The organism is Pseudomonas sp. WS 5010 (assembly GCF_012985565.1).
GTDB lineage: Bacteria > Pseudomonadota > Gammaproteobacteria > Pseudomonadales > Pseudomonadaceae > Aquipseudomonas.
Map to the genome: position 1 here is coordinate 812335 of NZ_JAAQWQ010000003.1, position 13821 is coordinate 826155.

General features: G+C 61.7%; 14 protein-coding genes. 5 read left to right on the top strand and 9 right to left on the bottom strand.

Going from position 1 to position 13821, the window contains the following annotated elements; translation table 11 throughout:
- Positions 1-63: 63 nt before the first annotated feature.
- A complete protein-coding gene (gene arcA / locus HBO11_RS12580; protein WP_169954687.1) occupies positions 64-1320 on the bottom strand; it encodes an arginine deiminase in 1257 nt (418 codons plus the stop codon).
- A gap of 34 nt (positions 1321-1354) precedes the next feature.
- The gene (gene arcD / locus HBO11_RS12585; RefSeq protein WP_169954688.1) at positions 1355-2782 is read right to left on the bottom strand and encodes an arginine-ornithine antiporter; all 1428 of its coding nucleotides are present in this window, start codon (positions 2780-2782) and stop codon (positions 1355-1357) included.
- 448 nt (positions 2783-3230) lie between these two features.
- Here arcD (HBO11_RS12585) and arcD (HBO11_RS12590) point away from each other — a divergent pair, with 448 nt between their 5' ends.
- The gene (arcD, locus tag HBO11_RS12590; protein WP_169954689.1) at positions 3231-4658 is read left to right on the top strand and encodes an arginine-ornithine antiporter; all 1428 of its coding nucleotides are present in this window, start codon (positions 3231-3233) and stop codon (positions 4656-4658) included.
- Positions 4659-4791: 133 nt separating this feature from the next.
- Here arcD (HBO11_RS12590) and HBO11_RS12595 read toward each other — a convergent pair whose 3' ends face one another.
- The 7 genes from HBO11_RS12595 to HBO11_RS12625 all read right to left on the bottom strand — a co-directional run bounded on the left by HBO11_RS12595 (position 4792) and on the right by HBO11_RS12625 (position 10361).
- Positions 4792-6138: a CoA transferase gene (locus HBO11_RS12595; protein WP_169954690.1), complete on the bottom strand. Its 1347-nt coding sequence runs from the start codon at positions 6136-6138 to the stop codon at positions 4792-4794.
- Between the two features lie 40 nt (positions 6139-6178).
- Positions 6179-7522: a HAMP domain-containing sensor histidine kinase gene (locus HBO11_RS12600; protein ID WP_169954691.1), complete on the bottom strand. Its 1344-nt coding sequence runs from the start codon at positions 7520-7522 to the stop codon at positions 6179-6181.
- Positions 7523-7586: 64 nt separating this feature from the next.
- On the bottom strand, positions 7587-8048 hold the full coding sequence (locus HBO11_RS12605) for an LTXXQ domain protein (protein ID WP_169954692.1): 462 nt from the start codon (positions 8046-8048) through the stop codon (positions 7587-7589).
- A 216-nt stretch (positions 8049-8264) separates the two neighbouring features.
- Positions 8265-8942: a response regulator transcription factor gene (locus tag HBO11_RS12610; RefSeq protein ID WP_169954693.1), complete on the bottom strand. Its 678-nt coding sequence runs from the start codon at positions 8940-8942 to the stop codon at positions 8265-8267.
- A 7-nt stretch (positions 8943-8949) separates the two neighbouring features.
- Positions 8950-9357 (bottom strand): translation initiation factor 2, encoded by a 408-nt coding sequence (locus tag HBO11_RS12615; RefSeq protein ID WP_169954694.1) that lies wholly within the window; start codon positions 9355-9357, stop codon positions 8950-8952.
- 106 nt (positions 9358-9463) lie between these two features.
- On the bottom strand, positions 9464-9763 hold the full coding sequence (locus HBO11_RS12620; RefSeq protein ID WP_169954695.1) for a YciI family protein: 300 nt from the start codon (positions 9761-9763) through the stop codon (positions 9464-9466).
- Between the two features lies 1 nt (position 9764).
- Positions 9765-10361: a septation protein A gene (locus HBO11_RS12625; protein WP_169954696.1), complete on the bottom strand. Its 597-nt coding sequence runs from the start codon at positions 10359-10361 to the stop codon at positions 9765-9767.
- A gap of 87 nt (positions 10362-10448) precedes the next feature.
- Here HBO11_RS12625 and HBO11_RS12630 point away from each other — a divergent pair, with 87 nt between their 5' ends.
- The 4 genes from HBO11_RS12630 to scpB all read left to right on the top strand — a co-directional run bounded on the left by HBO11_RS12630 (position 10449) and on the right by scpB (position 13707).
- Positions 10449-11312, top strand: coding sequence for a PHP domain-containing protein (locus tag HBO11_RS12630; RefSeq protein WP_169954697.1), 864 nt, complete (start codon positions 10449-10451; stop codon positions 11310-11312).
- A gap of 13 nt (positions 11313-11325) precedes the next feature.
- Complete coding sequence (locus tag HBO11_RS12635) at positions 11326-11955, top strand: L-threonylcarbamoyladenylate synthase (RefSeq protein ID WP_169954698.1); 630 nt, start codon at positions 11326-11328, stop codon at positions 11953-11955.
- A gap of 120 nt (positions 11956-12075) precedes the next feature.
- Positions 12076-12774 (top strand): ScpA family protein, encoded by a 699-nt coding sequence (locus HBO11_RS12640; RefSeq protein WP_169851199.1) that lies wholly within the window; start codon positions 12076-12078, stop codon positions 12772-12774.
- A 12-nt stretch (positions 12775-12786) separates the two neighbouring features.
- Positions 12787-13707 carry an SMC-Scp complex subunit ScpB gene (scpB, locus tag HBO11_RS12645; RefSeq protein WP_169954699.1) on the top strand — a complete coding sequence of 307 codons (921 nt, stop codon included), beginning with the start codon at positions 12787-12789 and terminating at the stop codon, positions 13705-13707.
- Positions 13708-13821 lie beyond the last annotated feature (114 nt).

Genomic DNA, 13821 nt, shown 5'->3' on the forward strand with positions numbered 1-13821 from the left:
TCTCCTTGGATTCGGTAATCGGCCCGTGCGGCATCGGGTGGATGCCGCCGGGGAGATGGTCGTTTAGTAGTCGATAGGGTCGCGGATGATCGGGCAGGTCATGCAGTGGCCGCCGCCCCGGCCCCGGCCCAGTTCGCCGGCGCTGATGGTGATGACTTCCACACCGGCCTTGCGCAGCAGGGTGTTGGTGTAGGTGTTGCGGTCGTAACCGATCACCACGCCAGGTTCCACGGCCACCACGTTGTTGCCGTCGTCCCACTGTTCGCGTTCGGCGGCGAAGCTGTTGCCGCCGGTTTCCACCACACGCAGGGCCTTGAGGCCAAGGGCTGCGGCCACGGTGTCGAGGAAGTTGGTTTTCTCGCGGTGGATATCGATGCCGTGGGGCTTGCTCTCGTCAGGGCGCAGGGTGAAGGCGACGATCTGGTTCACTACTTCGGGGAAGATGGTTACCAGGTCGCGGTCGCAGAAGCTGAACACGGTGTCCAGGTGCATCGCGGCGCGGGACTTGGGCAGGCCGGCAACGATGACTTTTTCCACGGCCTTGTTCTTGAACAGGTTGCGCGCCAGTTGGCCGATGGCCTGGTGGGAGGAGCGCTCGCCCATGCCGATCAACACCACGCCGTTGCCAATTGGCATCACGTCGCCGCCTTCCAGGGTGGCTGCACCGTGCTCCTGGTCAGGGTCGCCGTACCAGATCTGGAAGTCGGCGTTGGTGAACTCTGGGTGGAACTTGTAGATGGCGGTGGTCAGCAGGGTTTCCTGGCGTCGCGCCGGCCAGTACATCGGGTTGAGCGTCACGCCACCGTAGATCCAGCAGGTGGTGTCGCGGGTGAACTGGGTGTTGGGCAGCGGTGGCAGGATAAAGCTTGAGTGGCCGAGGAAGTCGCGGAACATCTCGATGGTCTTGCCACCGAAGCTGCTTGGCAGGTCATCGGCGGATACACCACCGATCAGGAACTCGGCGATCTTGCGCGGCTCCAGGCTTTTGAGCCACGAGCCGACTTCATCGACCAGGCCCAGGCCAACCGTGTTGGCGGTGATCTTGCGCTCCAGGATCCAGTCCAGCGCTTCGGGGATGGCGACAATCTCGGTCAACAGGTTGTGCATTTCCAGCACATCGATATCGCGCTCGCGCATCTTGGTAACGAAGTCGAAATGGTCGCGCTTGGCCTGGGCCACCCAGAGCACGTCATCGAAGAGCAGTTCGTCGCAATTGTTGGGGGTCAGCCGCTGATGGGCCAGACCTGGGGAACACACCATGACTTTGCGCAGTTTGCCGGCTTCGGAATGTACGCCGTACTTAACTTTTTCCGTGGTCATTACAGATCCTCCAGTGAACAAAAAGATTCAGGTGTTACAGGGTCAGGAAGCCGTCGTAGAGCCCATAGGCCGCCACCAGGGCGCCAATGACCACTGCGGCGAAAATCAGCTTCTCGACGTTGGTGAAAATCGGTTTGCCCAGTTCACGCTTGGCCTTGGCGAACAGGATCGCGCCGGGGGCGTAGAGCAGGGCGGAGAGCAGCAGGTATTTGGTGCCACCGGCATACAGCAGCCAGACCGCGTAGATCAGGGCAATGGAGCCGATGAACAGGTCTTTCTTGCGCTCGGCCAGGGCCGCCTCGTAGGTCTCGCCGCGTACCGCCAGCAACAGCGCGTAGGCTGCCGACCACAGGTAGGGCACCAGGATCATCGAGGTGGCGAGGTAGATCAGCGACAGGTAGGTACTGGCGGAAAACAGCGTGATCACCAGGAAGATCTGGACCATGGCGTTGGTCAGCCACAGGGCGTTGACCGGCACATGGTTAGCGTTTTCCTTACGCAGGAACTCCGGCATGGTGTGGTCTTTGGCGGCGGCGAACATGATCTCTGCACACAGCAGCACCCACGACAGCAGCGCGCCCAGCAACGAGATGATCAAGCCGACGCTGATCAACACCGCGCCCCAATGGCCGACCACATGCTCCAGCACGGCCGCCATGGACGGGTTCTGCAGCTTGGCCAGTTCCGGTTGGGTCATGATCCCCAGGGACAGCACGTTCACCAGCATCAGGAACAGCAGCACGGTGATAAAGCCGATGACGGTGGCCTTGCCCACGTCCGAACGTTTTTCGGCACGGGACGAGAAGATGCTCGCGCCTTCGATACCGATAAACACCCAGACGGTGACCAGCATCATGTTGCGCACCTGGTTCATCACACTGCCCAGGTCGGGGTTTTTCACGCCCCAGATATCAGCGGTGAAGATGTCCAGCTTGAACGCGAACAGGGCGATCAACACAAACAGCACCAGCGGCACGACCTTGGCGACCGTGGTCACCAGGTTGATGAATGCGGCTTCCTTGATCCCGCGCAGCACCAAAAAATGCACGGCCCACAACAACACCGACGCGCCAATCACCGCTGCCGGGGTGTTGCCTTCGCCGAAGATGGGGAAGAAGTAACCGAGGGTGCTGAACAACAGCACGAAGTAGCCGACGTTGCCCAGCCAGGCACTGATCCAGTAGCCCCAGGCGGAGGAGAAACCCATGTAGTCGCCAAAACCGGCCTTGGCGTAGGCGTACACGCCGCCGTCCAGGTCAGGTTTACGGTTGGCCAGGGTCTGGAATACAAAGGCCAGGGTCAACATGCCTACGGCAGTGATAACCCAACCAATCAATACCGCACCGACATCGGCGCTGGCGGCCATGTTTTGCGGCAACGAGAAGATCCCGCCGCCAATCATTGAGCCCACAACTAGAGCAACAAGGGCGCCTAATCGAAGTTTTCCGGGGGATTCAGACATTGCGTGACTCCAATGCAGGAGAAGAGAGACCACAGAATAAAACTGTGCGCTATTCAAACAGCTGACTCAGATCACTTCATTGGCACATTCCATTGTGAATTAAAGACTTATGAATAAATGTAGCGGGCGTATAATTGCTCGGATAAGCGCGTCCCAGAGCTTTTATCCGTTCGGGTTAATGCTATATGCCTAAGGCGTGGATGTTTGAAGCTAGCCCGTTTTCGCAAATGTGCAAACTTTTTCAAGAGGCCTTGTCAGATACCCCTCATGGATAAAAGACAAGTGGTATTTAAATTCTAAATTTGCCTAAACTCGACTAACTGAAATGTCATTAAGTTATGAGGCGAGCAGTTTTATTCGCTATAGCTAATAAACGTTGCATGTTTTCGATAAATTAGCCGAGTGCACAGTTGTTAGCTCGATGACGGTTTCATCTGCAGGAGTTTCTATGTCGCAACCGGCACAAAAGCTGCGCCTCAGCGCCCTGGTGGCGTTGGTAGTGGGCTCAATGATTGGCGGCGGGATCTTCTCGTTACCGCAGAACATGGCCGCGCGGGCCGAGGTGGGAGCGATCCTGATCGGTTGGGGCATCACCGCCATTGGCATGCTGACCCTGGCCTTCGTGTTCCAGACCCTGGCCAACCGCAAGCCCAACCTGGATTCGGGTGTGTACGCCTACGCCAAGGCCGGTTTTGGCGACTACATGGGGTTCTCGTCGGCCTGGGGCTATTGGATCAGTGCCTGGATGGGCAACGTCGGTTACTTCGTGCTGCTGTTCAGCACCCTGGGCTATTTTTTCCCGGTGTTTGGCCAGGGTAATACGCCGGTGGCGATCGGCTGTGCGTCGCTGCTGCTGTGGGCCGTGCATTTTCTGGTGATGCGCGGGATCAAGGAGGCCGCGTTTATCAACCAGGTCACCACCGTGGCCAAGATCGTGCCGCTGCTGATGTTTATCGTGATAGCCGCGGTGGCGTTCAAGGCGGATATTTTCACCCGGGATATCTGGGGCCTGGGCAACCCGCAATTTGGTGGGGTGATGGACCAGGTGCGCAACATGATGCTAGTCACCGTGTTTGTGTTTATCGGCATCGAAGGCGCCAGCGTGTACTCGGCGCGCGCGGAAAAACGCTCGGACGTGGGCCGCGCCACGGTGATCGGGTTTGTCGGGGTCTTGGCCCTGCTGGTGCTGGTCAACGTGCTGTCTTTGGGGATCATGAGCCAACCGGAGTTGGCCAACTTGCAGAACCCGTCCTTGGCGGGCGTGCTGGAACATATCGTCGGGCCCTGGGGCGCGATGTTGATCAGCATCGGCCTGGCGGTGTCGCTGCTCGGCGCGTTGCTGTCATGGGCCTTGCTGTGCGCCGAGATTCTCTACGCCACTGCCCATGACAAGACCATGCCGGCCTTCCTGAAAAAGGAAAACGCCAACCGGGTGCCGGTCAATGCGTTGTGGCTGACCAATGTGATGATCCAGCTGTTCCTGGTGATCACGCTGTTTTCGGCCAGTACCTACACCACGCTGATCTACCTGGCGTCGTCGATGATCCTCGTGCCGTATTTATGGTCGGCGGCCTATGCCGTGCTGCTGTGCGGGCGCGGGGAAACCTACGAGGGAGCCCATGGCCAGCGGCTCAAGGACCTGCTGGTGGGGGTGATTGCGCTGGGGTATGCGGTGTGGCTGCTGTACGCCGGCGGCTTGAAATACCTGCTGCTGTCGGCGCTGTTGTATGCCCCAGGGGTGATCCTGTTCGCCCAGGCCAAGCGCGAGCAGGGCCAGCCGTTGTTTACGTTGCTGGAAAAAGGAATTTTCAGTTGCGTGATCGCCGGGGCGAGCCTGGCGGCGTATGGGTTGTACAGCGGGCTGCTGACCTTGTGAAATTGTTGTGCCTGGTGGACCTCATCGCGGGCAAGCCCGCTCCCACATTTGACCGAGTTGTTTGATCTGCACACGATCAACTGTGGGAGCGGGCTTGTCGGGTCGCCGCATCGCCGCGATGACCCTTTCAAGGTCACCACTGTGCCCGATGCGCGCCCAATTCCCCAGCCGGCAAATCCCATTGCAGCGGAGTCCCGGAAATACTGACCGGCGCCAGCAAACGATGGGCCGGGCCCCAGGCCGTCTGCTCTACCAGCAGCCCTTGATCACCCGGTTCTTCTTCACGCAACGCTGGCTGTTTGTCTTGTCCCGCCTCGATCAACAGCTTCGCCGTACGCGCCAGCGACAGCCGTGCCGAACCCCCATGCCCACTGCTCAAGCGCTCGGCCAAGGCCTGTATCGCACTGGCCGCCATCAGGTAGCCGGTGGCATGGTCCAGTGCCTGCACCGGCAGCGGCACCGGTTTATCTGCCTGTTTGTACAGCATGCCGGCGTGGGCGATGCCGCTGCTCATCTGCACCAGGCTGTCGAAGCCCCGGCGATTGCGCCATGGGCCGCTCCAGCCGTAGGCGTTGAGGCTGACGTCGATCAGGCCGGGGCTAATCTGCTGCAAGGCGCTCGCGTTGTAACCCAGTTGCTCCAGCGCATCTGCCCGATAACCGTGGAACAGAATGTCGGCATCCTTGAGTAAGCTTTCGAACAATTGCCGGTCGCTGGGGTGTTTAAGGTCAAGGCGCGCGCAGCGCTTGCCCAGGGTCATCTCCGGCACGACCCCGGGTTCGTTCCAGTCGGGGGCGTCGATGCGCAAGACGTTGGCGCCAAGGCCGGCGAGAAAACGACTGGCCACGGGGCCGGCCAACACGCGGGTCAGGTCCAGTACCTTGACCCCCGCCAGCGGGCGCGCCACGTTGCCGAGCCAGCGGGTTCTGCCGGCCGTGTCGAAGCGTTTTCGCGCCAGCAACGGTTCCTGATTGACCGCCAACCCCTGGGGATGGGCTTGCCACTCCTGCCAGGTGCGCATCTGTGCGGCGCAGCCGGCCTCGTCGACAATCGCCTGCTCAAGCTCGGCAGCGCTCCATGGGGCGACCTTGAGCGTCATCGCCGCCCGGTCCGCGACCTGTCCCAACACACGCTCGGCAGCCGCGCGGTGGTGAGGGGCGTTGGTGTGCAGGCGAATCCAGCCGTCGGCGCAGGCGTAGTCGCCGGCAATCGGGTCCCACAACGGCGGCACGCTCCAGCCTTGTGGGCGCAGGGAACTGGAGAACCAGAATGAGGCCAGGCGCCGGTCCACGCTGACCAGGGGCAGGCGCCCGGTCTGTTGTTCCAGCAACCGGGCTACGGCCTGGGCGGCGGCACCCATGCTGGCGCAAGCCAACTCGGTGACGGCGAAGGCTGAGGGCAAGGCGCCGGCCTCGGCGGTCGCCAGCGGTGTGGGCGGCAGATCGAGTGCACGCTGGATCGAGGTGAGCAGATCAGTCATCAAAGGCCCTCCATAAGAGAAGGGCCATCATAGAAGATCTTCAGGGGTGGGCTGCAATCCCCGGTTGCAAGGGCAAGTCCAGGGTGGCGATAAAACCGCCGTCGGGATGATTGGCCAGGGTCAGGCTGCCGCCATGACGCTCGGCGGCCCGGCGGGCGATGGCCAGGCCCAGGCCATGCCCCTGGGCGGTTTGCCCGGGGGCGCGGTAAAACGGCTCGCCCAGCTTTTGCAGGTGCTCGGCATCCACGCCCGGGCCATGGTCGCGCACACTGATCACAATGCGTTCGCCTTCACGCTGGGCGCGCATTTCAATTGGCTGGCTGGGCGGGGTGAAGCGCAGGGCATTGCGCAATAGGTTGTCCAGTGCCCGCTCGATCATATGTGGCCAGCCCTTGAGTGTCAGCGCCGGGTCGGCGTGAAGCTGTACTTCCTGGTCCGGGGCGCCGAGTTGGGCGTCCTTTTGCAGGGTCTTGAGCAGGGTGTTGAGGTCGATGTCTTCGGCGCTGGCGTTGTCGGCATCCACCCGCGCCAGGACCAGGATTTCGCTGATCAACGCTTCCAGGCGATCACATTCCAGGGTCAGGCGTGGCCAGAGTTTTTCCCGCGCCTCGGGGGTGGCCCGTTCGGCCAGGGCCAGGGCGATCCGCAGGCGGGCCAGTGGCGAGCGCAGTTCGTGGGACACATCGCGCAGCAATTGCCGCTGGCTGCCGATCAGGCTTTGCAGGCGTGCGCCCATGCGGTTGAAGTCGGTGGCCAGCACGCCAAACTCATCGCGCCGGTCGGCCAGGCGCGCCAGGCTGTTTTGCTGGTATGTGGCCTGGCCCAGATCATGCACCGCTCCGCGCAGGCGGCTGAGGGGACGGGTGATCGACAGGGTCACCAGCAGGCTGAACAGGGTCAGCACCACCAATGCAATCGCCAGGGCACTCAAGGGCCAGAGCAGGCTGCTGCGGTGCCAGGCATCCAGCTCCGGCAGGGCGATGCGGTAGATCAGCAGGTAGGTGTCGCCGGTTTTTTCGCTGGTGTACTCGGCTGTCAGGCGGCGCCAGGGCAGCCGGCCCTCGTGGCTCTCATGCTGTCGCGCTTCGAAGGCGGCGGCACGGCGCGGGAAGGTGCCACGCACCACCGGGTCGCCGCTCTCGTTGAGCACTTGTACATCGACGTGGTACTGGCGCTTTCGCTGTTGCAACAAGTCCTGGGCGGCGTCCTCGCCTTGGGTTTCGTAACGCTGGGTCCATTCTTCGGCCAGGTTATTGAGGCCGGGATGGCGGCTGAGAATCCAGGCGTCCTGGTTGAGCATATGCCCAAGCAGGATCGACAGCCCGGCAACCAGGGCGATGGCCAGCCAGAAACTGGCAAGGATGCGCCAGAAGAGTGAACGCACAGGAAACCCTCAAACAGGAAAAGCCCAGTGGCACGGGCCACTGGGCTGGGAGGTTGCTAACGCATTATTGCGCTTTTTGCGGTTGTTGCGCTTTCCAGGCCTGGAACTGCTGCCACTCGGCTTGGCGTTCGGCGCGTTTCTTCGCCATTTCGTCGAACTTCTTCTGCTGGTCAGGCTTGAGCAGGGCGCGGATATCCGCCTGGGTTTTCTGCTTGGCGGCGGCCATTTCGTCGTTCATGGCTTTCTGCTCAGCAGCCGGGAGTTTGTCCAGGTACTTTTTGACCAGTTGCTGGCGGCCTTCGCGTTGTTCGCCCATCAGCTTGCCGATCTGCTGGCGCTGTTCGCGGGTCAGGTCGAGCTGGCTGAAAGGGCCGCCTTTGCCGCGCATGCCGTGTTCACCGCCGTGGCCCGGGCCACCCATCATGTGGCCAGCAGGGCCGCCCATCGGGCCTTGGCCTTCTGGCATGGCCATGGCGACGGTAGGCAGGGCTGCGGCGAACATCAGAGCGATAAGGGTCTTGCGCATGGTGTTTCTCCTTGTCTCGGTTCCGGTGATTCCGGATGTGAGTAGATTACGAAGATCAAGGTCAGCGGCGGTCAGGGGAGGGTAAAGCTTGGGTAAAGACAGATTGGGCGGGCACTTACAAAACAGGTAGGAGCCGGCTTGCCGGCGATGGCGTCCGTTGGATCAGCGTATGACTCAAGGGCCTCATCGCCGGCAAGCCGGTTCCTACAGGGGATTTCAGGGGGTGTAGTAGTAGCCACGGCTGCGCAGTGCGACGATCCGCGGGCGGCCGTCGGCATGCGGGCCGATTTTCTTGCGCAGGTTGCTCACGTGCATGTCCAGGCTGCGGTCATACAGGGTCAGCTTGCGGCCCAGGGCGATCTGCGCCAGTTCCTGCTTGTCCAGGGGCTCGCCCGGCTGGCGCAGCAAGGCTTCCAGCAGGCGGCTTTCGGACAGGGTGAGGGTCAGTTCCTGACTGTCGATGATCACCACGCCACGCACCGGGCTGAAGCACAGGTCGCCCAGTTCCAGTTGGGTCGACACCGCCGTCGGGTGGCTGCGGCGCAATACGGCCCGCAGGCGGGCGGTCAGTTCGCGGGGGTCGCAGGGTTTGGCCAGGTAGTCATCGGCGCCCAGTTCCAGGCCGAGGATCCGGTCCAGGGGCTCGCCCCGGGCCGAAAGCATCAGTACCGGCAATTCAGGGTGGTCGGCGCGCAATTGCTTGAGCAACTCCAGGCCGCTGCCATCGGGCAGCATCACGTCCAGCACCACGGCCGCCGGCGCGGCGTCGGCCAGGGCTTTGCGCGCACTCACGCCGTCATGGCAAGCACGCACCTGGAAACCTTCCTGGCTCAACCAACTGGTCAGCAGCTCACAGAGCTCCTGGTCATCATCTATCAGTAACAGCTCGCTCATGACTCACTCAATTTAGCCATTGTCGACGGCGCCGATGCCCGCCACTGGCGAAGATACCGCACAGCAGGGCAACCAGCGCAACTCCTGCGCCAATCACGAACCATTGCTGCTGGTCGGTGAGCCAACGTGGCAGGGCGCCACCTTGCGCGTCCTTGAGTTGCTGGGCCAGGCGCTGATTGTCCTGGCGCAGCCGGCTCAGTTGCGCACTTTCGCGGGCGGCATCGGCAGTTTGCAATTGTTTGCTCAGTTCTTCGCGCAGGCGTTCGCTTTCTTTCAAGCGTTGCTGCAACTCGGTGATCTGGCTGCCGGCACTCAAGGACAGGGGCGTGGAACTGCCGGTGTTCGAGGTTTCTTCAGCCTGGGCCGTAGCCCCGATCGTTAACACTGCCAACAGACACAACTGACGTAAGCGCATCGGAACTCCTGATTCCACACGAATATTCAGAACGTTGTCGGCAGGTTACCGAGAATAATGAGCGATTAGACGTTTGCCGAACCCAATAGGTTCGGCGTCACCTGAATCAAGGCAGGACTTGCTTGAAGGGTTTGATCACGACATCGGCATAGGCGCCGGCTGCAACATACGGGTCGGCCTTGGCCCAGGCCTGGGCGTCGGCCAGGGAGGCGAACTCGGCGATGATCAGGCTGCCGGTGAAGCCGGCATCTCCCGGATCATTGCTGTCGACGGCCGGGTGTGGGCCGGCGAGCACCAAGCGCCCTTCGGCCTGTAGCGCCTTGAGGCGTTCCACGTGGGCCGGGCGCACGGACAGGCGTTTTTCCAGGGAGTTGGCGACGTCGGTGGCAATGATGGCGTAGAGCATGTCAGTCCTCGGTTTTTGGCGTGGTAGGGGCGGTGTCATGCAGGTGGCGCGACAGGTAGATACCCTGGCCGATCAGGAACAGGACGGTCATGCCCAGGCTGCCGAACACCTTGAAGTCGACCCAATAGTTCTGGAAGGTGAAGGCCACGAACAGGTTGGCGGCGCCGCAGAACAGGAAAAACACGATCCAGGCCACGTTCAAGCGTGTCCAGACCGGCTCCGGCAGGGTCAGCGCATGGCCCATGATTCGCTTGATCAGCAGGCGATCACCGATGAAGTGGCTGCCGATAAAGACCAGGGCGAACAGCCAGTTGACCACCGGGGCTTTCCATTTAAGGAAGGTTTCGCTGTGGAAGGCCAGGGTCAGGCCGCCAAATACCAGGCAGGCGATGAGGGTCAGCCATTGGCTTTTTTCGAGTTTGCGCTGGGAGATGAAGATGGCGCCGTAGACCACCACAGAGCTGACGATCAGGACGGCAGTGGCGCTGTAGATCCCCCCGAACGACAGCTCATGACCGGCGATATCGATGACCCTGGGGTCGAGTTTGGTAACGATGAAGAACAGCAACAGCGGGATGAAGTCGATGAATTGTTTCACAGTAAGAGCCAGAAGCTGGATGTGGCGGCATAATAACAAACATCCTTGGTAGCGTAAGCGCCAGCTGACTTGAGGTTACAGACTCCCGTGAATGTTGATTTGCACTGCCACAGCACGGCCTCCGACGGCGCCCTGGCGCCCGCGGTACTGGTTGCGCGTGCGTTTGAAAAAGGCGTGCGAGTCCTGTCGTTGACCGACCACGACACCCTTGAAGGCCTGGACGAGGCGCGTATTGCCGCCACGGCGCTGGGCATGCAACTGGTCAATGGCGTCGAGCTGTCCTGCACCTGGGGCGGCGCAACCATTCATGTGTTGGGCTACGGTTTTGATGTCACGGCCCCGCCGCTGGTGGAGGCTATCGCCCGGTTGCACGATGGCCGCTGGCTGCGGTCCGAAGAAATAAGCCGCAAACTGGCGCTCAAGGGTATGCCCAATGCCCTTGAGGGCGCCCGTGCCATCCAGCAGGCGCTGGGTGACAGCGGCAACGCGCCGGCCCGCCCGCATTTTGCCGACTGGATGGTGCGCGAGGGTTACGTCAAGGATCGCGCCGAAGCGTTCCGCAAATGGCTGGGCGCCGGCAAGCTGGGGGACGTCAAGCTGCATTGGCCGACCCTCGAAGACACTGTGGCGACCCTGCGCGCCTCCGGGGCCTGGGTCAGCCTGGCGCACCCCTGGCATTACGATTTTACCCGCAGCAAGCGTCGCAAGCTGATAGGCGACTATATTCAAGCGGGTGGCCACGCCATCGAAGTGGTCAATGGGCATCAACCCGCCGAACAGGTTGGCAGCCTGGCGATTCTTGCCCGTGAATTTGGTCTGCTGGTCAGTGCCGGCAGTGATTTCCATGGCCCAGGCGGCTGGTCGGAGATCGGCGAATACCGCCCGGTCCCGGAAGACTTGCCGCTCCTGTGGGGGCGATTCAAGCATGACCCCATTACCGCCACTGTCTGAACAGGTAGAGAACGTGAGTCAATTTTTCCAGATTCATCCGGAAAATCCGCAAGCGCGGCTGATCAAACAGGCCGTGGAGATCATTCGCGCCGGTGGCGTGGTGATCTACCCCACGGACTCCTCCTACGCCATTGGTTGCCAGATCGGCGACAAGAATGCGGTGGAGCGCGTAAGACGCCTGCGCGACCTAGATAAAAACCACAACTTCGCGCTGATCTGCAGCGACCTGTCGCAGCTGGGTCTGTTCGCCAAGGTCGATACCGGCACCTTCCGCCTGCTCAAGGCCCATACGCCAGGGCCCTATACCTTTATTCTCAATGCCACCCGCGAGGTGCCGCGCCTGCTGCTGCACCCGAAGAAGCGCACCATCGGCCTGCGGGTGCCGGAGCATCCCATCGCCCTGGCGCTGCTGGCCGAGCTGGGTGAGCCGCTGATGAGCGTGTCGCTGATCATGCCCGGCGAGACTGAACCGTTGGAAGACCCCTACGAAATGCGACAACTCCTGGAAAAACAGGTGGACCTGATCATCGACGGCGGCTTCGGCGGTGGCAAGGCGTCCACCGTGATCAACCTGGCCGACGGCGAGCCAGAGGTGATCCGGGTAGGCTGTGGCGATCCTGCACCGTTCATGGTCGAGGCCTGAATGTCGGCCGTGGAAACCGTCGACAGCCAGGCCGGTGCCCAGCAGGAACTGCCATTTGCCATGGTCTACGGCCAGGCCGTCATGGAAATGCCCCTGGACCTGTACATCCCGCCGGATGCCCTGGAAGTCTTCCTTGAGGCCTTCGAAGGCCCGTTGGACTTGCTGCTGTACCTGATCCGCAAACAGAACATCAATATCCTCGACATCCCGGTGGCGGAAATCACCCGCCAGTACATGGGGTATGTCGAGTTGATGCAATCGGTGCGCCTGGAGTTGGCCGCCGAGTACCTGGTGATGGCTGCGATGCTGGCGGAGATCAAGTCGCGCATGCTGCTGCCGCGTTCCGAGACGATCGAAGCGGAAGAGGACGACCCCCGCGCCGAACTGATCCGCCGCCTGCAGGAGTACGAGCGCTTCAAGGCTGCCGCCGAAGGCATCGACGGCTTGAGCCGCGTGGGCCGTGACGTGGTGGTGCCCAAGCTCGATGCGCCGGAGGCCCGGGCGCGTAAATTGTTGCCAGATGTGAGCCTGGAAGAACTGCTGATGTCCATGGCCGAGGTGCTGCGCCGTGGCGATATGTTTGAAAGCCACCAGGTCAGCCGCGAAGCCTTGTCCACCCGCGAGCGCATGAGCGATGTGCTGGAGCGCCTGAAGGGCGGCGGGTTTGTGCCGTTTGTCGAGCTGTTTACCGCCGAAGAAGGGCGCCTGGGCGTGGTCGTGACCTTTATGGCGATCCTCGAACTGGTCAAGGAGTCCTTGGTCGAGCTGGTGCAGAATGAGCCTTTTGCGGCTATCCACGTGCGGGCGCGAGCCGAATAACGAGCTGAATTGATGAATCTGACTGAACCCCGCGAACTGGCACCGCTGTTGGAAGCCTTCCTCCTGGCCTCGGGCAAGCCCCAATCGCTGGAGCGCCTGTTTGAACTGTTTGAAGAAGCCGAGCGCCCGGAACCGCCGGTGTTCAAGAAGGCCCTGGAAATCCTGCGTAAATCCTGTGACGGCCGCGCTTTTGAGCTGAGGGAAGTGGCCTCGGGCTATCGCTTGCAGATCCGTGAGAAATTTTCGCCGTGGGTGGGGCGCCTGTGGGAAGAGCGCCCGCAACGTTATTCCCGGGCGATGCTGGAGACCATGGCGCTGATTGCCTATCGCCAGCCCATCACCCGTGGCGAGATCGAGGATGTGCGCGGTGTGGCGGTCAACAGCCACATCGTCAAGACGCTGCTGGAGCGCGAGTGGATCCGCATCGTCGGCTACCGCGACGTACCCGGCAAACCGGCGATGTTTGCGACCACCAAGGTGTTTCTCGACCACTTCAACCTGAAAAACCTCGACGACCTGCCGCCACTGGCCGAGCTGCGCGAGATCGAGGCCGAACCGGTGCTCGACTTCGACGATGCCCCGGTGCCGCCCGGCTTGCAGGAACTGGCCGATGCCAGCGCCGAACCGGAGGAGCCGAAGGACGAGACCAGTTTCCATACCTTGCTGCTGGAGCTGGACGATATGGAGCAGGGGATCAAGACCGACTTTGATGACTTGCTGCGTGATGGGGCGGGCGAAACGCCGATGAACGTTGAAACGGCGCCTGCGGTCGAACCTGAGCCTGAGGAAGACATCCTGGGTGTGGCGGCCGCCCGCGAAAAACTGCTGGCTGCCGTTGCCGCCCTGGAACAACCCGAGTTGAGCGAAGAAGAAGCCGAAGCCCGGGCACTGGCCGAAGCCATCGAAAACGAACGCCGCGAATTCGAAGACTGACCCGGTCTGCCCCCCCACATTGATGTGTTGTGTAGCCAAACTCGTGCTGCAAACGAGATCCCCTGTAGGAGCTGGCTTGCCTGCGATGGCGCTGGGTCAGCACCGGATAGGCTG